We start from the raw sequence: 20,818 nt of genomic DNA on the forward strand, positions 1-20,818 counted from the left end.
GATGGCCCTGGACGCACAAAGCCCGATCGCCCCCTACGAGGCGCCGGAAAAGGAACTGTACGAAATCGGCGAAATGCCGCCTCTGGGCTATGTCCCGAAGAAGATGTACGCATGGTGCATCCGCAAGGAGCGCCACGGCGAACCCGACCAGGCTATGCAGGTCGAGGTCGTGGAAACGCCCGAGATCGATTCCAACGAGGTTCTGGTCCTCGTGATGGCGGCGGGGGTGAACTACAACGGCGTCTGGGCGGCGCTGGGCATTCCGATCAGCCCATTCGACGGGCACAAGGCGCCCTATCACATCGCCGGTTCAGACGCGGCGGGAATCGTCTGGAAGGTGGGCGACAAGGTCAAGCGCTGGAAAGTGGGCGATGAGGTCGTCATTCATTGCAACCAGGATGACGGCGACGACGAGGAATGCAATGGCGGCGATCCGATGTTTTCACCCAGCCAGCGGATCTGGGGCTACGAGACGCCCGACGGTTCGTTCGCGCAGTTCACCCGCGTCCAGTCGCAACAGCTGATGCCGCGCCCGCGCCACCTGACCTGGGAAGAGTCGGCCTGCTACACCCTGACGCTGGCCACGGCCTATCGGATGCTTTTCGGTCACCACCCCCATGAGCTGAAGCCCGGTCAGAACGTTCTGGTCTGGGGCGCCTCGGGCGGATTGGGGTCATTTGCGATCCAGCTGGTCAATACCGCCGGGGCGAATGCGATCGGTGTCATTTCGGACGAAAGCAAGCGTCAGTTCGTGATGGACCTTGGCGCCAAGGGTGTCATCAACCGCAAGGAGTTCAACTGCTGGGGCCAGCTGCCCAAGGTCGGTACGCCGGAATACAAGGAGTGGTTCAACGAAGCCCGCAGATTCGGCAAGGCGATCTGGGACATCACCGGCAAGGGCGTCAATGTGGACATGGTCTTTGAACATCCCGGCGAGTCGACCTTTCCGGTTTCGACCTTCGTGGTGAAGAAGGGCGGCATGGTCGTGATCTGCGCGGGCACCACGGGCTATAACCTGACGCTGGACGCGCGTTACCTGTGGATGCACCAGAAGCGTGTTCAGGGCAGCCACTTTGCCAATCTCAAGCAGGCCAGCGCCGCGAACAAGCTGGTGATCGAACGTCGGATCGATCCCTGCATGTCCGAGGTCTTCCCGTGGGATCAGATCCCGGCGGCGCACATGAAGATGCGGCGCAACGAACACAAGCCGGGCAACATGGCCGTTCTGGTCCAGTCGCCCCGTCCGGGTCTGCGGACCTTCGAAGACGCGCTGGAAGCCGGCCGTCGCTGAGCCGCTTCCCGAGAATCAAGACGGCCCCGTCCAAAGCGGCGGGGCCATTTGATTCGCCGCCATCTGCGCGGCCTCGTCAGTTTCGCCCGTCGAAAAATCGAAACCTGATGTTAAGGGTCGGCCCCCATTCTGAGGTTGAAAGGGCGACCCCACCACTTCAGATGGAAAAATTCGATGCAATACGACTGGATTCTTGACGTTCTGGCCGATCTGCGGGGCTTTGCGCGGATGAACGGCCTTGCCGAACTGGCGGATCATCTGGATCAGGCCACGCTGGTTGCCCTGGATGAGATGCGCCGCACACATGGTGCGCCGACGATGCCCGATGCCGGGTTGAACGCTTCGGCGAAACCGCTGCCCCAGAAGATGACCTGAGACTTGCGGTCCCGAACCGGGCAGCTTCTCAATGCAGCCCCGCGCTTTGCATGGCCTTGCGGGCGTTTCTTTGGCCGCATGTGAATGAACCTCGCGGCGGCACCGGCGCATGGATGGCGCTCGGTGCGGCAGGAAACCGTTAACCATCCCTCGCTAGCCCTTGTTGCACGCAACAAGGGAGGCATCGATGCTGCGTTTTCTGACAGGAGAAGAACTGGCGACCCATCCGGCATTGCAGGAATCCATGTTCCGCGACCGCGCGCGACAGTTTCGCGACCGCCTGCAATGGCAGGTGCGGGTCGATGAATGCGGGTGGGAGCGCGATGAATACGATCCGCTGAACCCTGTCTATGTCATCTGGCAGATGCCCGATGGCCTGCATGGGGGCTCGATGCGGTTTCTGCCGACGACAGGACCGACCATGGTGAATGATCACTTTTCCCATCTGGCAGCCGGGATGAGATTTTCGCATCCGAAGTTGTGGGAATGCACACGGTTTTGCGTGTCCGAACGTGCGCCACACATGGTTTCCTCGGCGCTGATGCTGGGGGCGGCTCAACTGGGATGCGCGCTGGGTCTGCGCCGCGCGGTCGGCGTTTTTGACGCCCGCATGGTTCGCATCTATCGCCGCCTTGGGTGGGAACCTGTGGTTCTCGGTTCCCAGGGGGAGGGTGCCGAGCGCATCAGCCTGGGCTTCTGGGAGTTTTCCGAAGAGATCCGACGGCACCTTGCGTCTCGGGTCGGGATCGCGCCCGAGCTTGTCGAAAGCTGGTATCGGGCCGACAGGGCGCAGGGCGATCCTCTGGCGCAGATCCGCTGATCTGACCATCTGGCGCCGCCCTGCGTGACGGGCTAGGGTCGCGCCATGACTGCCTCCGAGATCACCTTTTCCGACGATCAGGCCGAAGCCTGGGACCGCGTGGCGGACCTTCTGTCGCGCGCGGGCGTCGACCTGCTGGATGGCACGACCACGCCTCCGCGCGCCGCTGGTAGCGGCGTTCTGGCCGTCACCGGCAAGGCCGGTTCGGGCAAGACCATGCTGCTGGCTCAGCTCACCCGTGCGCTGCAGGACTCGGGTGTCGATATCGTCACTGGCGACTATGAGGGCCGCCGCCGCAAGGAGCGCCGTTCTGTCGCGATTCTGGCGCCCACGAACAAGGCCGCCAGCGTTCTGCGCAACCGGGGGGTGCCGGCGACCACGATCCACCGCATCCTCTATACCCCCGTCTATGATCCGCAATACGAACGCATCGCGGACTGGCTGGCCGGTGAAGGCACCCGCCCGTCGGTCGAGGGGCTGAGCGAGGACGCCTTGGACAGGGCGAAATCCTTCTACGATCTGCACAAGTCGATTCCGGGCGCTCTGGCCGCCGCGGGCTTGCGCGGGTCGGACTTCATCAAGGGGTGGAAGCGGCGCGAGGACCCGCTGGATATCGGCTTCGTCGATGAAGCCTCGATGCTGGACGAACGTCAGTTCGACGACCTGAAGGAAATCTTCCCGACGCTGGTGCTTTTCGGCGACCCGGCGCAACTTGCGCCGGTCGGGCAATCCGGTCAGATGGTCTTCGATGGCCTGCCGACCGGCGCGCGCGTCCACCTGAACCGCATTCACCGGCAGAATGCAGGGAACCCGATTCTGGACCTGGCGCATGCCCTGGCCGACCCGCAGATGGATTTCCAGTCGTTCGAGACCCTGGTTGCCGAGGCCGCGGCCGCCGATGATCGGGTGAGGGTCGGCGAACGTGTCGATGCCGCACTGATGGCGCGTTCGCCCGTTCTGGTGTGGCGCAACCAGACGCGCATTCGCCTGATCCATGCTTTCCGGACGGCCTATGGCGCCCCTCCGGACGAACTCTTGCCCGGCGAGCCGCTGATCTGCGACGGGATCGAACTGCCGCTGAAGCATCGCAAGCGGCGTATCGAGCTTGAGGCCCGCGGACTGATCAAGGGCGCCCAGGTCGTCTATCTGGGGCCCGGCAAGAAGCCGGGTTTTGCGCGGCTGTTCGTGATGGGCGCAGACGAACCCCAATTGTCGGCCGCCTCGATCATCAAGATCGAGCTGCCGGACGAGGACGAACCCTTCATCCCATCCGCGGCACATATGGGCGCGGCCTTTCTGCATGGTGCGGCGGTCACGATTCACAAGGCCCAAGGGTCACAATGGCCCGAAGTCCAGGTCTATGCCCCCGATATCCAGGCCGCCGCGCGCATGGGCCGTGTCGAAGCGGGCATCCCCCTGTGGAAGCGGCTTGCCTATGTCGCGATCACGCGCGCCGAACACCGTCTGCACTGGGTCGTCCGCAACCGCCTTGCCCTGCCGTCCGAGCCGCTATCGACGGCCGATCTGATCGCGCCACCCGCCGAGCTGGCGCTGACCGGCGGGCCGTGACATGCGTGCAGTTCCCGTTCATTCCTGCCATATCCGCCCCGGTTCGGGGCAACCGTCACGGAGAAGCCCATGCGTTGTGTCTTTGTCCAGTTCCGATGCCAGCCCGGCAAGACCTATGAGGTGGCCGAAGCGATCTTCGACCGCGAAATCGTGTCCGAGCTTTATTCCACCTCGGGCGAATACGATCTGATTGCCAAGGTCTATGTGCCCGACGACCAGGACGTCGGCCAGTGGTTGAACCGGAATCTGTTCGACATTCCGGGCATCAGCCGGACGCTGACCACCATGACCTTCCGCGCATTCTGAGAGAGATCAGCTTTTCAGCCAGCGAAAGACGGCCGAGGCCAGCCAGCCCGCCGCGATCGCGATGACGATCGACAGAATGCCATAGGCCAGCGGCTGTTCGTTGGCCAGCCGGTACAGGTCGCGCTCCAGCCCCACCTTGCGTACCGCCAGAGTGGTCGATTGGCTGGAGACGACCTTGCGGTCGCGGGTCAGATACAGGGTCACGCGATAGGTCCCCTCGGTCAGGTTCGCGGGCAGGGTCACCGCCGTGTTGAACAGGGTCTGGTCCAGAAACCGGATCGTGTTCGGACGCAACTGGTATATCCCCGATCTTGTCCGCAGCCGGATCAGCGCATCCGTGAACGAAAGGGAATCCTGGATGTTCGATGGGGCACCGACGGATCTGATCTTGCGCGGGATCGAGATCTTGTGGCGCAGATCCTCGGTATCCGACAGGATCTGGTTCAAGGGCCCGGTTGTCGCGATCGCATAGAATGAGGGCGCAAGATCAATCTCGACCGCGTCGGTGTTGACCCAGATACCGGCGATACGTTCCTTGCGCCGCACCGTCACGGGACGCGACGGGCCCTCGACCGTCACGATCACCGATAATGGAGAGTCGGTGCGTGCGGGACCATCGCGCTTGACAGCGCCGAAGACGATGATCTCGGTCCCGTCAAAGTCTGCCGTGATCGGCACCTGACGTTGGCTAAGATCCGCGACGATGCTTTCCCTGGGCGGTGCGGCCCGGGCAAATGTCAGGGCGGCAAGCAGAATGCCCGCGGTGACGATCAGGCCCACGAAATGCGGTACGATACCAGGGCCGGATCGTGTCGTGCCGGCAGGGTCCGATCGGTCGGAATACGGCACGCGAAGTTTCATCGGCGGGAACCTGCCTTGCGGGAAGATCTTTGTCAGTCTTCCCGCAAGGACGGGGCGTTGTCAAATTGCTGGCGCGTAAGGCTCAGCGTTCCTTCACATAGGGCTCGCCACCCGCGCGCGGTGGAATGGCGCGACCGACAAAACCTGCCAGAACGATCACGGTCAGGACATAGGGCAGGGCATCCAGCGCAGGCACGGGAACGTCGAAACCAAGCGTTCCACGGATCACGTCCGGCCGCAGCGCCAATGCCTGGAAGAACCCGAACAGGAAGGTCGCCATCAGCGCATGCCAGGGCCGCCACTTGGCGAAGATAAGTGCCGCAAGTGCGATATAGCCCCGCCCGGCTGTCATTTCCTTGCCAAAGCCGGTCTGCAGACCAGCGGCCAGATAGGCCCCCGCAAGACCGCACAGGATTCCGGTGATGATGACGGCGGTATAGCGCAGCCGGATGACCGAGACCCCGGCCGTGTCGACCGAGGCCGGGTTTTCGCCGACCGCGCGCAGGCGCAACCCGAAACGTGTACGGAACAGCACCCACCAGGTGACCGGCACGGCCAGAAGCGCCACATAGACCAATGCGCCATGGCCCGAGAGCACATCGGAATAAAGCGGGCCGATGATGGGAATATCTGCAAGCTGCGCCGCGAACGGCAGTTCGATCGGATTGAACCGTGCGTCGCCCGACAGCGGCGGTGTCCGGCCGCCCTGCCTGAACAGGGCCTGCGCAATCAGCACGGTGACACCCGAGGCCACGAAGTTCAGCGCCACTCCCGAAATCAGCTGGTTGCCGCGGAAGGTGATCGAGGCCAGCCCGTGAACCAGCGCGAACAGAATCGAACCTCCGATCCCGGCAAGCATTCCCAGCCAGACTGAACCGGTCAGCGCCGCGACCGCGCCGGTGCACATCGCGGCCATCAGCATCTTGCCTTCTAGGCCGATGTCGAAGATGCCCGATCGTTCCGAATAAAGCCCCGCCAGACAGGCAAGCAGCAGGGGCGTAGCAAGCCGCATCGTGGAATCGAGAATCTGGACCAGTGTCGAGAAATCCATCACGCGGCCTCCAGCTTGCGAGCGCGGAAGAACGGGACCAGCATCATGCGAACCATGTAGTCAAGGGCGCCGGTAAAGAGGATCACCAGACCCTGAACGACAGTACGCAGCTCGATCGGGATCGTGGTCCAAAGCCCAAGCTCGGCCCCGCCCTGGAACAGGAACCCGAACAGCAAGGCCGCAAGGAAGACGCCAAAGGGATGGTTGCGCCCCATCAGCGCCACCGCGATGCCGATGAAGCCCGCGCCCTCGGTCGAGTTCTGCAGCAGGCGCTCGCTCTCTCCCATGACGTTGTTGATCGACATCAGGCCCGCCAGCGCACCCGAGATCAGCATCGCCAGCATCGTCACCCGAAAGGGCGAGATACCGGCATAAAGCGCCGCAGGTTCCGACCGCCCGAAGGCACGAATCTCATAGCCCAGGCGTGTGCGCCACAGCAGAACCCAGACCAGCCAGCAGGCGATGAGCGCGATGAACAGCGTCACATTCGCCGGAACCTGCTTGTCGAAGATCAGGTTCACCAGCGGTATTTCGTTCAGCTGGGGCAGGTGGGCGCCTTCGGGAAAGCGCGCGGTGGCCGGATCCATCTGCCCTGCGGGCTTCAGCACGCTGACCAGCAGATAGATGATCAGCGCAGCGGCGATATAGTTGAACATGATCGTCGTAATGACGATGTGGCTGCCGCGCCGTGCCTGCAGCCAGGCCGGAATGGCCGCCCAGGCCGCGCCGAACAGGGCCGCGCCCACCATCGCGGCCGGCAGGGCCAGCGTCCAGTGCGGCCAGGGAAAGGACAGGCAGACCAGCGCCACGCCAAGTCCGCCCAGCGTTGCCTGCCCCTCGCCGCCGATATTGAACAGCGATGCATGGAAGGCCACAGTTACCGCAAGCCCGGTGAACATGAAGCTTGTGGCGTAATACAGCGTGTATCCCCAGGCATAGGGCGATCCAAGCGCGCCCACCACCATGGTGCGCAGAGCTTCCCACGGGCTTTGCCCGATGGCCAGGATGACCAGCGCCGAGATCACGCCAGCCAGCAGCAGCGAGATCAGAGGCACAAGGACCAGATCGGCCCAGCGAGGCAGGCGGGTCATCTTGCGTCCCCCTTGCCGTTTGCGACCCCGGCCATCAGAAGACCCAGTTCGCGTTCGTCGGTTTGTTCGGGCAGGCGTTCGCCCATGATGCGGCCGTCGAACATGACGGCAATGCGGTCGGACAGGCTCATGATTTCGTCCAGTTCAACCGAGACAAGCAGCACTGCCTTGCCGGCATCGCGCAGCTCGACAATGCGTTTGTGAATGAATTCGATGGCGCCGATATCGACGCCGCGCGTTGGCTGCCCCACCAGGAGCAGATCCGGATTGCGCTCGATCTCGCGCGCCAGGATGATCTTCTGCTGGTTGCCGCCCGAGAAGTTCTTGGCCTGCAGTGTCGGGATGGGTGGGCGAACGTCGAAGCGTTCCATCTTGCCCATCGTGTCGCGCAGGATCGCATCGTTGTCCATCAGCCACCGGTTCTTCTGATAGGCCGGATCGTGGTGATAGCCAAAGGCGACGTTCTCCCAGGCGGTAAAGTCCAGGATCATGCCCAGACGCTGCCGGTCTTCGGGGACATGCGCGATACCGCGCGCCCTGCGCGACTGGCCATCGGAATGGCGCCCGGTCAGGTCCAGTTCCTCGCCATTCAGGCGGACGCGACCCTGACCCTTCATGATGCCACCCAGGACCGCCAGCAGCTCGGACTGGCCGTTGCCCGCGACGCCCGCAATGCCCAGGATTTCGCCCGCGCGTATCTGGAAAGATATCCCCTTCAGTCGTTCGACCCCGTCGGCATCGGTCACGCGAAGGTCTTCGACCTCAAGCACGGTCGCTCCGGGCGAGGCTGGCGCCTTGGGAACGTTCAGCAGAACCTTGCGACCCACCATCAGCTCGGCCAGCTGTTCGGGGCTGGTCTCGGCCGTGCGTACGGTGGCGGTCATCTCGCCGCGCCGCATGACGCTGACGGTGTCGGTGACCTCCATGATTTCGCGCAGCTTGTGCGTGATCAGGATGATCGTCTTTCCCTGTTCCTTCAGGTTCTTGAGGATGCGGAACAGGTGATCGGCCTCGGCCGGGGTCAGAACCCCCGTTGGCTCATCAAGGATCAGGATGTCGGCATGGCGATACAGCGCCTTGAGGATTTCGACCCTCTGCTGATGCCCGACGGACAGATCCTCGACCACGGCATCGGGATCGACCTCCAGCTCGTATTCGCGGGCAAGTTCGTCAAGAACGCGCCGTGCCTTGGCCAGCGAGGGACGCAGCAGCGCGCCATCTTCGGCCCCAAGCACGATATTTTCCAGAACGGTAAAGTTCGGGACCAGCTTGAAATGCTGAAAGACCATGCCGATGCCTGCGCGGATCGCGTCCTGGCTGTCGTGGATCTCGGTCTTCTTGCCATTGATGAAGATCTCGCCCGAGTCGGCGCGATAGAATCCATACAGGATGGACATCAGCGTGGACTTGCCCGCGCCGTTCTCGCCGATGATGCCGTGGATCGTGCCCGGCATCACGCGAATCGAGATATCCTTGTTCGCCTGAACGGTGCCGAACGCCTTGGAGATGCCCCGCAGCTCGATCGCTGGTGGAACATCCAAAGGGGCGGCGGTGTCCCGCCGCCCCATTTTCGTTTCAGGGCTCATCATCTCAGAAGGTCAGGGCAGGGCAGGTCTCGTCGGCCATGTAGTCATGGACCTTGATCTCGCCCGAAATGATCTTGGCCTTGGCCTCTTCGACGGCGGCCTTCATCTCGTCGGTGATCAGCGCGGCGTTGTTTTCGTCCAGCGCGTAATCGACGCCGCCCTTGGCCAGGTCCATCACTTCGATACCCGGCTCGATGTTTTCGCCGGCCTTGAAGGCTTCGTAGACGGCATTGTCCACGCGCTTGAGCATCGAGGTCAGAACCTTGCCCGGATGCAGGTAGTTCTGGTTGCTGTCGACGCCGATCGACAGGATGCCTTCGTCGGCTGCGGCCTGCAGAACACCGATGCCGGTGCCGCCAGCCGCGGCATAGATGACGTCAGCGCCCTGCGCCTTCTGGGCCTTGGCGATCTCGGCGCCCTTGACCGGATCGTTCCATGCCGCGGGCGTCGAGCCCGTCATGTTCACGATGATCTTGGCATCGGGATTGACGGCCTTGACGCCTTGGGCATAGCCGCAGGCGAACTTGCGGATCAGGGGAATGTCCATGCCGCCGACGAAGCCGACCGTGCCGGTCTTCGATGCCTTGGCGGCCAGCACGCCGACCAGGTACGAGCCCTGCTCTTCGGTGAAGACGATCGATTTGACGTTGGGCTGATCGACCACCATGTCGATGATCGCGAATTTCGTGTCCGGATAGTCCGGCGCGACCTTGTTCAGCACGTCGCCGAAGGCAAAGCCGGTCATGACCACCGGATTGGCGCCAGATTCGGCCAGTCGGCGCAGGGCCTGCTCGCGCTGGGCCTCGGACTGCATCTCCAGTTCCTTGTAGGTGCCGCCGGTTTCGGCTTTCCAGCGCTCGGCACCGTTATAGGCGGCCTCGTTGAAGGATTTGTCGAACTTCCCGCCCAGATCATAGATGATCGCCGGATCGGCAAGCGCCGCGCCCGCCGTAAGCGCCAGCGCCGCGGCTGCGCCGAGGAATTTGGTCATGAGGGTCATGGAATGCTCCCTGTTTGGGTCACTGGTATCCGCAAGTGCGCCAGACCCGTCACGGTATCGGGCGCGTGCGGATTGGGAACGATTAGTGCGAAACCAGCCCGTCACGGTCAATAGCTATTTGCGCCTGCCCGCCTGCGGGGACGCAACGTGCGGGCTTCGATCAGTCCTGCCTTCTTAGGTTTCGTGCCATGACCAGAGCATCCACGGGGCTGCCATCGGGCCGGCGGTAGTACCCACGCCGACAGCCGGATTCAGCGAATTCGAAACGGCGATAGAGTGCGATCGCCGGAAGGTTGTCGGCCGCGACTTCCAGAAAGGCCGTCGCAGCCCCACGCCGACGGGCTTCGTCCAGGAAGGACCGCACCAGCGCCGCGCCGTGCCCCTGGCGCTGCCTTTCGGGGGCAACGGCAAGGGTCAGCAATTCGGCCTCGTCGGCGACCACGCGCCCGACAAGCAGCCCGCCCAGCCCGGCGTCATCCTGACGGCTCAGGATGAACGCGCCCGGCTGCCCGAGAAACGCGGCAAATTCATCTGCCGACCATGGCCGAGGAGTCGTGAAAACGGCCGCGTGCAGAGCGGCGAGCGCCCAGGCGTCCGTCATGGCAGCAGGGGCGGCGCCACATCGCGCGCGGGCGCTGCGTCTGCCGGGCGCAGGTAGAGTGGCGCCGGACGGGGTGCCGTTTCGTGGGCACGCTCGGCCGCCAGACGCGCGATCTGCGCTGCGATCTCTTGGGGAGACACGCGATCATGGCGCAGGATTGGCAGATCGGTCCTGTCAAGCTCGGACTCGGGCATGACGACGGGGGGCAGGGCCGATTGCGCGGTGAATTCCTGGACGCAAATCATGCCGCGCGGCGCGGGAACGACCGCCAGGCAGGCCATGGCCGGCGGGCGGATGGACTCGAAAGCCGACACGCCAATCGCGGGGATGCCGCGCGCAAGAGCCAGACCACGCGCCGCGGCCACGGCGATGCGAATACCGGTAAAATTGCCCGGTCCGATACCGACCCCGATCGCGTCCAGGGCGGACCAGTCCAGACCCTGCCTGTCCAGCAATGCGCTCAGAAGCGGCATCAGCCGTTCGGCCTGGCCGCGCGCCATCGTCTCGACGCGCGCGTCGACGATCTGGCCGCGCACAAGCAATGCGGCCGCGCAATGCGCGGCCGATGTGTCGAATGCCAGGATCGTCGCTTCAGGCGGCAACGGGACGAACCTCGATCACTTCGGGGATGTAATGGCGCAGCAGGTTCTCGATTCCCATCTTCAGCGTCAGGGTCGAGGACGGGCACCCTGCGCAGGCCCCCTGCATGTGCAGATACACGATACCGCGGTCGAATCCATGGAACGTGATGTCACCGCCATCCTGCGCCACGGCCGGGCGCACGCGCGTATCCAGCAACTCCTTGATCTGGCGAATGATCTCGGCATCGGGGCCGGATTCGTCGGTCTGGACATGGCCGCTTTCGGCCTGGCCTTCGTCCATCACCGGCTGGCCGGACTGGAAATGCTCCATGATCGCGCCAAGGATCGCGGGCTTGATGTGCTCCCACAGAACGTCATCGGACTTGGTCACGGTGACGAAGTCAGACCCCAGAAACACGGCCGTCACGCCGGGAACGGCGAAGATCCGCCTCGCCAGCGGCGATCTTGCGGCCGATTCGGCATCGGTGAAGTCCGCGGTTCCATTGCCCAGCACGCTTTGACCGGGAAGGAACTTCAGCGTGGCGGGGTTCGGCGTGGATTCGGTTTGAATGAACATGACAGGGCGCCTCCATCTGATCTGGATATGCGCCCCGCGGCCCGTCGCGTCAAGGACTGCTCAGGCCTGTTCGCGATCCGCGTCTGTCGGGAAGACCTGCTGGACGATCCCGACAAGCAGAAGATAGATCGAGCTGAGCGCCAGCCCCCAATGGGCAATGTCACCCGGCGCGAAATCGACCCAGGCCGCGCGCGCGGCAAACAACACCCAGGCGATGGCGATCGGCAAGGTCAGCCAGCGCCAGCGTTCGGTGCGCACGGGATGAACGAATTTCAGATTCGTGAACATGGATGCGGCCAAGGCCACGATGATTGCCGTCATGAGATAGAAATTCGGCTTAAGGGCAAACAGGACCAGCACGACCATGTTCCAGCAGGCCGGAAAGCCGGCAAAGGAATTGTCGCGCGTCTTCATGCGTGTATCGACGAAATAGATCGCGCTGGCATAGGTGATGACGATGATCGCCAGCCAGCCCGTCCAGCCCGGCAGCAGCCCCGATTGAAACAGCGCGAAGGCAGGAATGAAGACATAGGTCAGGTAGTCGATGATCAGGTCCAGAAGCACCTCGTCATAGGTCGGCCAGTTCACCTTGACGTGGTAGTGACGCGCCAGCGGGCCGTCGATCCCGTCGACGATCAGCGCCACGACAAGCCACAGGAACATCATGCTCCATTCCCCGTCCGCCGCGGCCAGCATTGCCAGCATCGACAGCACCGCACCAGTCGCGGTGAACAGGTGAACCAGCAGCGCCTTTGTCCGTGGCGTCATGTCATGTCGTCCTTCACTGGTGCAATCTTCATGCGCGGGGATGGGCCTTCTGGTAAATCTCCATCAGGCGGGCAGTGTCAACCGAGGTATAGACCTGGGTGGTCGAGAGGGAGGCATGACCCAGGAGCTTCTGGATCGCCCGCAGGTCGCCCCCGGCGGCCAACAGATGGGTGGCAAAGCTGTGGCGCAGGGCATGGGGGGTGGCGCTTGCCGGAAGGCCCAGGCCGTGACGCACCTGCTCCATCGCGCGCGCAACAAGGCGCGGGTTCAAAGGCCCGCCGCGAGCGCCGCGAAAGATCGGCGCGGCGCGGTCGTCCGCGATGGGCCAGGGAGCCAGTTCGACGTAACGTTCGACAGCCTGCCGTGCGGCCGGAAGCAACGGCACGATCCGTTCCTTTCCGCCCTTGCCGCGGATGCGCAGGCTGTCTTGCAGCGGCAGGTCCGCCCCGGTCAGGCCAAGCGCTTCGGAGATGCGCAGACCACAACCATACAGCAGCACCGCGACCGCAACATCGCGCGCCCCGATCCAGTCGGCGCGCGATGTCTGTCCGATCTGTTCGACCACGGCGCGCGCCGCGTCGGGCGAAAGCGCGCGCGGCAGGCTGCGGCGATATCTGGGTGCCCGGGCGGACAGGATCACCGTCAGGTCCAGGCCATCGCGCTCGGCCAGCCAGCGGGCAAAGGACTTGACCGCCGACAGGCGCCGCGCCAGCGTTCGGGCCGAAACGCCGCGCGCGCGTTCATGTGCCAGAAAGGCCCGCATGTCGGCCTGCGTGATGCTGGCCAGCGCACCCGGCCCGGGCGCGCCGCCCAGATGGGTTGCCAGAAAGACAAGGAAGTCGGATACGTCCGTCGAATAGGCCCGCAGCGTATGCGCCGACGCTGCATCCAGCGCGCCCAACCGCTCCAGCCAGTCCGACAGGGCCTCGCGCAGCGCAGGGTTGATGGCCAGCGTCATGACGGCCTAGCCCAGCCAGCGCCGCATCGTCCTTTCAAAGACCCCGGCCAGAAAGCCCAGCAGGTCGGTGCCATGCGCGGGGTCGAACTGATGCGCGTCCGCCGAGCCAAGGGCCAGCAGGCCAGGCAGGCGGCCCGCCCCGAAATCCAGCCGCATCACGGCTTCCGAGCGGATCCAGCCATTGTCCTCTCCAAAGATGACGGCTTCGTCGGGCGCTGTCTGGCGCAGAACCACGTTGCGCGGCGCCCCGACGCGGCCGGCATTGAGATAGGCGTCGGCAAAGCCCGGCCCGACCAGGCACAGGATGTCTCCGAACCGCTCGAGCGCCGGATCGCCCTGATCCGCGTGCGTTTCCAGCACCAGACGCACCGCGCGCACGCGCAGGATGCGGGCGACGTCCTCGCCCAGATTGCGCAGGAAGCTTTCGAAATCGGCAGGTTCCAGCAGGCTGAGAACCGCGCGGTGGATCTGGCTTGTGCCGGCAAGGTTTTCATACGCGGCGGCGATGACCGAACGGTGCGTGTCCTCCAGCCGCGCCAGGCGCGCCTCCAGGCGCTCCATCGCGATGCCGCGCAGATCGACGATGTTTGCGCCCATCGCGCGTTCATTCGCGCGGATCAGCGCCTTCATCAGGTCCGGGTCTTCCAGGATGACCTCTGGCTGCGCCAGAAGTTTCCTGCGCAATTCCTCTGCGAGGATCGCCGTTTCCGCCATGTCTGCCCTCTGCCATTTCTTGCTTTTGCGGCAGCCTAACAGCAATCGCCGCCGGCGTTTAGGAAAAAACGCAAACGAAGCCGCGGCGCGGGAACCTTGCCCGCGCCGCGTTTCAGGATCAGACGATCTTCTGCCCGGTCTTGGCCCAGTCCTTCAGGAACTGGTCCAGCCCCTTGTCGGTCAGCGGGTGATTGGCCATCGCCTTGATGACCTGGGGCGGGGCGGTGACGATATCGGCGCCGATGCGCGCGCACTCGATCACGTGATTGACCGACCGGATCGAAGCCGCCAGAACCTCGGTGCCGAAATCATAGTTGTCATAGATCGTCCGGATGTCGGCGATCAGGTCCAGACCATCCAGGTGGATGTCATCCAGACGTCCGATAAAGGGCGAGATGAAGGCCGCGCCAGCCTTGGCGGCAAGGATCGCCTGGGCAGGCGAGAAGCACAGCGTGACGTTGACCTTCAGGCCTTCGGATGCGAAAGCCTTGCAGGCGGTCAGGCCGTCCCAGGTCAGCGGGACCTTGATCGCGATGTTCGGGGCGATCTTGGACAGTTTCATGCCTTCGGCGATCATTTCCCTGGCCTCGGTGGCCACGACTTCGGCCGAAACCGGCCCTTCGACCATGTCGCAGATCTCGCGCGTGACCTCGAGGATGTCGCGGCCCGATTTCAGGATCAGCGACGGGTTGGTGGTCACGCCATCGACCATGCCCAGATCGGCAAGTTCCTTGATTGCGGCGGTATCGGCGGTATCGACGAAGAATTTCATGACGGACATTCCCTGGCTGGATATTGCTGTCGGGCGCCCTTCTATCGCGGATCGGGGCGAACCGGAACCCGCTATCGGGGGTATGCGTGGCTGAACGGTCCCATTTCCGCGAAGGCGAGCTGATCTCGGTGCTGACGACCGAACCGGTCGGGCGGCCGCTGGACTACCGCGCGCCGGCGGGTGGCGTTGCGCCGGGCGCGTTCGTCGAGGTGCCCTTGGGCCCACGCCGCGTTCTGGGCGTGGTCTGGGGGCCGGGAGAGGGCAGTTTCGACCCCGCACGCATCCGGCCGGTGAACCGGGTGCTGGACGCAGCGCCCATGGTGCCAGCCATGCGCGAGTTCCTGATCCGCGCGGCCGATTACACGCTGACCCCGCTGCCCCAGATGCTGCGGCTTGCGACCCGGGCCCCGGGGCTGGCCGATCCGCCGGGTCCCCGGCGTGTCTATCGCCGTGGGCCCGGCGATCTGCCGGACCGCATGACGGATGCCCGCGCACGGGTCGTCGAGGTCCTGCAGGATTACGGCGGCGCCAGTTTTGCGCTTGCCGAACTGGCAAGGCTGGCCGGTGTTTCGACCGGCGTCGTCAAGGGGCTGGTCAAGGCCGGGGTCCTGATCGAGGAAGACGCCCCACGGGACCTTCCCTATCCACGACTGGACCCCGACCGCCCGGGCAAGGCCCTGACCGAAGACCAGGCCGCCGCAGCCAGGCTTCTGACCGAAGGCGTGGCCTCTGGGCGCTATGGTACGACCTTGCTGAAGGGGGTCACCGGGTCGGGCAAGACCGAGGTCTATCTTGAAGCCGTGGCCGAGGCCTTGCGACACGGGCGGCAGGTTCTGGTCCTTCTGCCCGAGATCGCCCTGACCTCGGAATTCCTGACCCGGGTCGAGGCGCGTTTCGGCGCCCGTCCCGGGGAATGGCATTCCGGCGTGACCCAGACCGAACGCCGTCGGCTTTGGCGCATGGCGGGCGAGGGCGGCGTACAGCTGGTGGTCGGGGCACGGTCGGCCCTGTTCCTGCCATTCCGCGATCTGGGCCTGATCGTCGTCGATGAAGAGCATGACAGCTCGTACAAGCAGGAAGACGGGGCGCTGTACAACGCCCGCGACATGGCCGTCCTGCGCGCCTCGCTGTGCGATGCGCAGGTCGTTCTGGCCTCGGCCACGCCCAGCCTGGAAAGTTGGGTCAATGCGCGGACGGGCAAGTATCGGCGCATCGACCTGAACGCACGCTTTGGTCCGGCGCGGATGCCCTCGCTCTCGGCCATCGACATGCGGGCTGAGCAGTTGCAGCCGAACCGGTGGATCAGCCCGACGCTTGCCCGCGCAGTCGAACAGCGCCTGGCGCGGGGCGAGCAAGCCCTGCTGTTTCTCAACCGCCGTGGCTATGCGCCGGTGACCCTGTGCCGGGCCTGCGGCCACCAGATCGGTTGCGACCAATGCGACGCGCGCATGGTCGAGCATCGCTTCCTGAAGCGGCTAGTCTGCCACCAGTGCGGGGAAAGCCGCCCCATGCCCGAGGCCTGCCCGTCCTGTGGGGTCGAGGGAAAGCTTGCGCCGGTCGGCCCCGGCGTCGAGCGCCTGGCCGAGGAAGTGGCCGAGCGTTTTCCCGATGCGCGGGTGGCGGTTCTGTCATCGGATCTGTTTGCCTCGGCCCGCGCGCTGAAGGAAAGCATTCGCCAGATCGCCGAGGGCGCAGCCGACATCATCATCGGCACCCAGATCGTGGCCAAGGGGCACAATTTCCCGCTGCTTACGCTTGTGGGAGTCATCGATGCCGATCTGGGGCTGCAGGGGTCGGATCTGCGCGCGGCCGAACGCAGCTTTCAGCTGGTCCGGCAGGTGTCCGGTCGGGCAGGGCGGTCGGACCTGCCCGGGGCGGCGATGTTGCAGACATGGCAGCCTGAACACCCCGTCATCCGGGCAATCCTGTCCGGCGACGAAGAGGCTTTCTGGCAGGCCGAAGCGGCCCAGCGCGAGGCTGCCGGCATGCCGCCCTATGGCCGTCTTGCGGGGATCGTGCTGTCCAGCCCGGACATGCACGCGGCCTTCGATACGGGGGCGGAACTTGCGCGCAAGGACGCGCCGTTGCGCCGGATCGGCGCCCAGGTGTTTGGGCCAGCCCCCGCCCCGATTGCCCGTGTGCGCGGCCGTCATCGTGTGCGCCTGCTGGTCAAGGCAGCCCGGGGCGCACCGCTTCAGGCCGCGATCTCTGAATGGACGGGGCAGATCCGTCTGCCGGCGAATCTGCGATTGACGGTCGATATCGATCCGCAGAGTTTCTATTGAGCCTCAGGCATGGGCGACGCGGGCCGGGCGATCCAGCAGGGTATCGGCCAGAATGGCCCCCGCCCACATCGCGCACAGCGCAAGCCACGCCGTGCCGGCAAAGATCGATCCCCCGCTGACACCCGCGCCGATCGCGCATCCGCCCGCCAGCATCGCGCCAAAGCCCATCAGCACCGCGCCCGTCATGGCGCGGCGCATGCTGGATGCGCCGTCGAAGCCCTCGAACCGGAACTGGCCCGACAACAGGGCCGACAAACCCGCGCCCAGCACGACTCCCGGAACCAGTCCGATATCGAATCCCAGCACCCGGCGGGGTTCCAGGAAGAACATCAGCGTCGCTGCAGATGGGCCGGAAAAGGTGACCGAGCTGATCGTGACAGGATCGAAACTGATCTGGGCGAGCGCGTGGGTCGACACCCAGCCCAGAGCCACCGAGAAACCGACCCCGGACCCAAAGATCAGGGGCGATAAGCCGATACGGTTGCGCCAGGCCAGCACGATCGCAAGCGCCGCGAACCCAAGCCCCAGGATCAGGCCGCTGGCTTGGGGAAGGCCGGCCCAGTCGATCAGGTTCAGGTTGTGCCCGCCCGCCGTGACCGAAAGCGCGGCTAGCCTGTCGCGCAGGGGCGCAAGTATTCCGTGCAGGCTCATCTGGGCCACGACGGCAAAGATCAGCCCCGACACGATCGAACGCAGATTGCCCGAGGATGCCAGCACCAGAAGCCGCCCGGGGCAGCCGCGTGCGAGCACCATTCCGCCCCCGAAGATCAGCCCGCCGATCAGCGCGCCCGACCATGATCCCGGCACGGCCATCATCCGTGCCTCGGTGCTGCGAAACAGGCCGGTGAGTTCGGCCGCCTGTACCCAGACCAGCGCGGTCGAAAAGCACAGCAGCCAGACCGCAACGCGGGGGCCAAGCATGCCGCGTGCGAATTCCACGGTCGCCGCACGCAGACAGAATCGCGATCTCTGAGCCGAGACACCGAAGACCACGCCGGTGGCAAGACCCAGCATCGCTGCCGCCGGCGCTTCTCCAATCGTTTCGACAAGGGTGATGAGATCCATGACTGCCTCCGCTTCGCCGGCGCGATTCATGCACGAAAACGAATGCGTGCGATTTGATCCATGTCATTCGCCGCGCGAGCAAGGATGCGCGTCACGGCACTGGTCGGGGGTGTCGCCGCGGACTATCTTGGCCATGTCAAGCTGAGGAGACCGCCATGCTGAGCGCGATGTTCGGAAAGAAGACCCAGATGGTTTCGCCCGACGAGGCCTTGCCGGGCAGGCCCGACCCGATCCCCACGGCGCGGGAACACTTCGTCTTTCACCGCCCGCTGAAGGCCCCCATCCCCGAGGGCATGCAGGAGGCAACCTTTGGCATGGGCTGTTTCTGGGGCGTCGAGAGGCTGTTCTGGAACCTGCCCGGGGTGTGGCTGACGGCGGCGGGTTATGCCGGGGGATACACGCCCAACCCGACCTATGACGAGGTCTGTTCAGGGCGCACCGGTCATGCCGAAGTCGTCAGGGTGGTCTTTGACCCGACGCGGATTACCTATGCCGACCTGCTGAAGGCCTTCTGGGAAAACCACGATCCAACCCAGGGCATGCGGCAGGGCAACGATATCGGCACCCAGTACCGCTCGGCGATCTATACCCATGACGCTGACCAGCGCGCAGTCGCCGAGGCCACTCGCGCGGCCTATGCCGAACGGCTGGCGCGGGCCGGGTTTGGCCTGGTAACGACCGAAATCGCGCCGGCAGGCCCGTTCTATTATGCCGAGGATTACCACCAGCAGTATTTGGCGAAGAATCCGAACGGCTATTGCGGCCTTGCGGGAACGGGCGTCAGCTGCCCCGTCGGGCTGGGCGTCTAGGCTTGCGGCCGCGGGCGCGCGGGGGATATAGGCGGGGGAACACAGCGCCCGAGGATGACATGCCGACCTATTCCGCCCTGACGACCCTGGATTCCCGCGAAGCCGCCGAGGCGCTGGCCGAAGCGCTGGAGGGGATCGCGCCAGAACCCACCGGCGTTGGGTGCTTCGAGATCGAGGACGGTTCGGGTCGCTACGAGGTCGGCGCCTATTTCGAGGAAGAGCCCGACGACATCGTCCTTGCCCTGCTTGCGGCTGCGCATGGTGCGCAGCCCTTTGTCGTCTCGGAAGTTCCCGAGACCGATTGGGTGGCCCATGTGCGGCGCGAATTGCAGCCCGTCGAGGCCGGGCGCTTCTTCGTCCATGGCAGCCATGATGCCGACAAGGTGCCGCAGGATGCGGTTGCATTGCTGATCGAGGCTGCAATGGCCTTTGGCACCGGGCATCATGCGACGACCCGGGGCTGCCTTCTGGCGCTGGATGCTCTGGCCAGTCGGGGCGTGCAGGCCCGCAACGTCGCCGATATTGGCTGCGGAACGGCCGTTCTGGCCATGGCGGCGGCCCGGATCTGGCCCGACCCGGTGATCGCGTCCGATATCGATCCGCTTGCGGTGGAGGTGGCGCGGGCAAATGTCGTGGCCAATGGGCTCGCGGGGCGGGTTCAGTGCGTCGAGGCCGCGGGCTTCGATCACCCGGACCTGTTGGCGCGGGCGCCTTTTGACCTGATCTTCGCCAATATCCTGAAGGGGCCGTTGATCGATCTGGCGCCGGAAATGCACAGGCATACCGCGCCCGGTGGGCATGTCATATTGTCGGGCATCCTGATATCACAGGCCGATGAGGTGGTTTCGACCTATCGCAAACATGGCTTCGACCTTGTTGATCGAAACGATCTTGGTGATTGGTCAGCATTGATCATGAACAGGGTATAGCCGACACGATTTGGTCGCTTTTGCCAAAAATTTGCCTTACTGTCATTTCAGCATTCTTGCGCAGATGCAGCACGAATCGCCTTTTGATTGTATTTCGGGGTATTCACATGGTCGATCGCAACCTTCAGAACTTCTATGGCCGCGTAGCGCGGATCGAGCGTATTCACGCGTCAGGTGGCGGTTTCGAGGCCGAGGGCGCGATTGGCCGATCCTACTATACCCGCAAGAGCAGGCCGCTTCTGCGCCGTGGTGTGCTTGGGCCGGTGGTGCTGGTCCTGATGACCATCGTGGTGATCAAGGCTGCCGTCCTGGCATCGATCGGCGACGTGGCCTATGCCGACCGGCTGGAGCGTCTTCGGACTGGCAGCACGATTGATCGGGTCGGGGCCTATGTGCTGACGGCCGATCCGCTGACAGTGATGATTTCCAGACAGCTCGATCGTCTGGGGCTGTAAGGCAACACGACCCTCGTTGACGAGACGGGGCCGCCGCGATCTGGTCGCGACGGCCCCGTCTGCCTTTCCCGCCTGGCAGCTTCAGCGGCCGAAGGTCAGCGTTTCGATATCGGCGCGGGTCAGGCCGATATCGGCCAGCTCACGATCCGACAATGCGGACAGAGCCTTGCGCGTCACGCGCATGTCGTTCCAGGTGGTCAGCATTCCGACCAGCGCAGAGACAAGGCGCCAGATCGAGCCGGCGGCGGGGCGGCGAGTGGTGTCGAGTATGGCCATGATGCGTGATCCCGTTGCAAAACTGCGCGGCAGATAGGCCGAGTTTTCGAACCTCGCAAGCGCAAAAAACGCATCGCA

General features: G+C 64.5%; 23 protein-coding genes. 9 read left to right on the top strand and 14 right to left on the bottom strand.

The features are described 5' to 3' along the window. The first annotated feature begins 1 nt into the window (after position 1). From ccrA to LV82_RS09595, 5 genes are all read left to right on the top strand, one after another. Positions 2-1,291 (top strand): crotonyl-CoA carboxylase/reductase, encoded by a 1,290-nt coding sequence (gene ccrA / locus LV82_RS09575; protein WP_104071289.1) that lies wholly within the window; start codon positions 2-4, stop codon positions 1,289-1,291. A 174-nt stretch (positions 1,292-1,465) separates the two neighbouring features. Next, complete coding sequence (locus LV82_RS09580) at positions 1,466-1,666, top strand: hypothetical protein (protein ID WP_104071122.1); 201 nt, start codon at positions 1,466-1,468, stop codon at positions 1,664-1,666. A 187-nt stretch (positions 1,667-1,853) separates the two neighbouring features. After that, positions 1,854-2,486 carry an acyl-homoserine-lactone synthase gene (locus tag LV82_RS09585; protein WP_104071124.1) on the top strand — a complete coding sequence of 211 codons (633 nt, stop codon included), beginning with the start codon at positions 1,854-1,856 and terminating at the stop codon, positions 2,484-2,486. A 45-nt stretch (positions 2,487-2,531) separates the two neighbouring features. After that, the gene (locus LV82_RS09590) at positions 2,532-4,055 is read left to right on the top strand and encodes an ATP-dependent DNA helicase (protein WP_104071125.1); all 1,524 of its coding nucleotides are present in this window, start codon (positions 2,532-2,534) and stop codon (positions 4,053-4,055) included. Between the two features lie 69 nt (positions 4,056-4,124). Continuing rightward, positions 4,125-4,361 carry an Lrp/AsnC ligand binding domain-containing protein gene (locus tag LV82_RS09595; protein WP_104071127.1) on the top strand — a complete coding sequence of 79 codons (237 nt, stop codon included), beginning with the start codon at positions 4,125-4,127 and terminating at the stop codon, positions 4,359-4,361. Positions 4,362-4,367: 6 nt separating this feature from the next. On the opposite strand, the gene LV82_RS09600 is transcribed toward LV82_RS09595, so the two are convergent. From LV82_RS09600 to fsa, 12 genes are all read right to left on the bottom strand, one after another. Beyond that, complete coding sequence (locus LV82_RS09600; RefSeq protein WP_104071128.1) at positions 4,368-5,222, bottom strand: TIGR02186 family protein; 855 nt, start codon at positions 5,220-5,222, stop codon at positions 4,368-4,370. Between the two features lie 82 nt (positions 5,223-5,304). Next, positions 5,305-6,273 (bottom strand): ABC transporter permease, encoded by a 969-nt coding sequence (locus LV82_RS09605; protein ID WP_104071130.1) that lies wholly within the window; start codon positions 6,271-6,273, stop codon positions 5,305-5,307. Further along, complete coding sequence (locus LV82_RS09610; protein ID WP_104071131.1) at positions 6,273-7,364, bottom strand: ABC transporter permease; 1,092 nt, start codon at positions 7,362-7,364, stop codon at positions 6,273-6,275. Before LV82_RS09610 ends, LV82_RS09605 begins: the two co-directional genes overlap by 1 nt. Beyond that, entirely contained in the window at positions 7,361-8,932 is a 1,572-nt protein-coding gene (locus LV82_RS09615; RefSeq protein WP_245873132.1) for an ABC transporter ATP-binding protein, read from the bottom strand. Before LV82_RS09615 ends, LV82_RS09610 begins: the two co-directional genes overlap by 4 nt. Before the next feature lie 22 nt (positions 8,933-8,954). After that, positions 8,955-9,950 carry a BMP family lipoprotein gene (locus tag LV82_RS09620; RefSeq protein ID WP_104071133.1) on the bottom strand — a complete coding sequence of 332 codons (996 nt, stop codon included), beginning with the start codon at positions 9,948-9,950 and terminating at the stop codon, positions 8,955-8,957. 160 nt (positions 9,951-10,110) lie between these two features. Then, positions 10,111-10,551, bottom strand: a complete 441-nt coding sequence (rimI, locus tag LV82_RS09625; protein ID WP_104071134.1) for a ribosomal protein S18-alanine N-acetyltransferase — start codon at positions 10,549-10,551, stop codon at positions 10,111-10,113. Then, on the bottom strand, positions 10,548-11,153 hold the full coding sequence (gene tsaB, locus LV82_RS09630) for a tRNA (adenosine(37)-N6)-threonylcarbamoyltransferase complex dimerization subunit type 1 TsaB (protein WP_104071136.1): 606 nt from the start codon (positions 11,151-11,153) through the stop codon (positions 10,548-10,550). The genes rimI and tsaB overlap by 4 nt, the downstream gene beginning before the upstream one ends. Beyond that, positions 11,143-11,709: a NifU family protein gene (locus LV82_RS09635; protein WP_104071137.1), complete on the bottom strand. Its 567-nt coding sequence runs from the start codon at positions 11,707-11,709 to the stop codon at positions 11,143-11,145. Before LV82_RS09635 ends, tsaB begins: the two co-directional genes overlap by 11 nt. A 60-nt stretch (positions 11,710-11,769) precedes the next feature. Then, positions 11,770-12,477 (bottom strand): CDP-alcohol phosphatidyltransferase family protein, encoded by a 708-nt coding sequence (locus LV82_RS09640; RefSeq protein WP_104071140.1) that lies wholly within the window; start codon positions 12,475-12,477, stop codon positions 11,770-11,772. Between the two features lie 28 nt (positions 12,478-12,505). Further along, positions 12,506-13,435 carry a tyrosine recombinase XerC gene (locus LV82_RS09645; protein WP_104071142.1) on the bottom strand — a complete coding sequence of 310 codons (930 nt, stop codon included), beginning with the start codon at positions 13,433-13,435 and terminating at the stop codon, positions 12,506-12,508. Between the two features lie 6 nt (positions 13,436-13,441). Next, positions 13,442-14,149: a DUF484 family protein gene (locus tag LV82_RS09650; protein ID WP_104071144.1), complete on the bottom strand. Its 708-nt coding sequence runs from the start codon at positions 14,147-14,149 to the stop codon at positions 13,442-13,444. A gap of 118 nt (positions 14,150-14,267) precedes the next feature. After that, positions 14,268-14,921 (bottom strand): fructose-6-phosphate aldolase, encoded by a 654-nt coding sequence (fsa, locus tag LV82_RS09655; protein WP_104071292.1) that lies wholly within the window; start codon positions 14,919-14,921, stop codon positions 14,268-14,270. 86 nt (positions 14,922-15,007) lie between these two features. Here fsa and LV82_RS09660 point away from each other — a divergent pair, with 86 nt between their 5' ends. Beyond that, positions 15,008-17,206 carry a primosomal protein N' gene (locus tag LV82_RS09660; protein WP_104071146.1) on the top strand — a complete coding sequence of 733 codons (2,199 nt, stop codon included), beginning with the start codon at positions 15,008-15,010 and terminating at the stop codon, positions 17,204-17,206. 3 nt (positions 17,207-17,209) lie between these two features. Here the strand turns inward: LV82_RS09660 and LV82_RS09665 are convergent, their stop codons facing one another. After that, entirely contained in the window at positions 17,210-18,271 is a 1,062-nt protein-coding gene (locus LV82_RS09665) for a YeeE/YedE family protein (RefSeq protein ID WP_104071294.1), read from the bottom strand. A 155-nt stretch (positions 18,272-18,426) separates the two neighbouring features. Between LV82_RS09665 and msrA the strand changes: the two genes are divergently transcribed. The 3 genes from msrA (at position 18,427) to LV82_RS09680 (ending at position 20,464) form a co-directional block, all read left to right on the top strand. Further along, positions 18,427-19,080, top strand: a complete 654-nt coding sequence (gene msrA, locus LV82_RS09670; RefSeq protein ID WP_211289199.1) for a peptide-methionine (S)-S-oxide reductase MsrA — start codon at positions 18,427-18,429, stop codon at positions 19,078-19,080. 59 nt (positions 19,081-19,139) lie between these two features. Next, positions 19,140-20,009, top strand: coding sequence for a 50S ribosomal protein L11 methyltransferase (locus LV82_RS09675; RefSeq protein ID WP_104071148.1), 870 nt, complete (start codon positions 19,140-19,142; stop codon positions 20,007-20,009). Positions 20,010-20,116: 107 nt separating this feature from the next. Continuing rightward, positions 20,117-20,464: a hypothetical protein gene (locus LV82_RS09680; RefSeq protein WP_104071149.1), complete on the top strand. Its 348-nt coding sequence runs from the start codon at positions 20,117-20,119 to the stop codon at positions 20,462-20,464. Positions 20,465-20,545: 81 nt separating this feature from the next. Here the strand turns inward: LV82_RS09680 and LV82_RS09685 are convergent, their stop codons facing one another. Beyond that, the gene (locus LV82_RS09685) at positions 20,546-20,740 is read right to left on the bottom strand and encodes a DUF1127 domain-containing protein (protein ID WP_104071297.1); all 195 of its coding nucleotides are present in this window, start codon (positions 20,738-20,740) and stop codon (positions 20,546-20,548) included. Positions 20,741-20,818: the final 78 nt, after the last annotated feature.

It is taken from the genome of Albidovulum inexpectatum (genome assembly GCF_002927635.1).
Lineage (GTDB): Bacteria > Pseudomonadota > Alphaproteobacteria > Rhodobacterales > Rhodobacteraceae > Albidovulum > Albidovulum inexpectatum.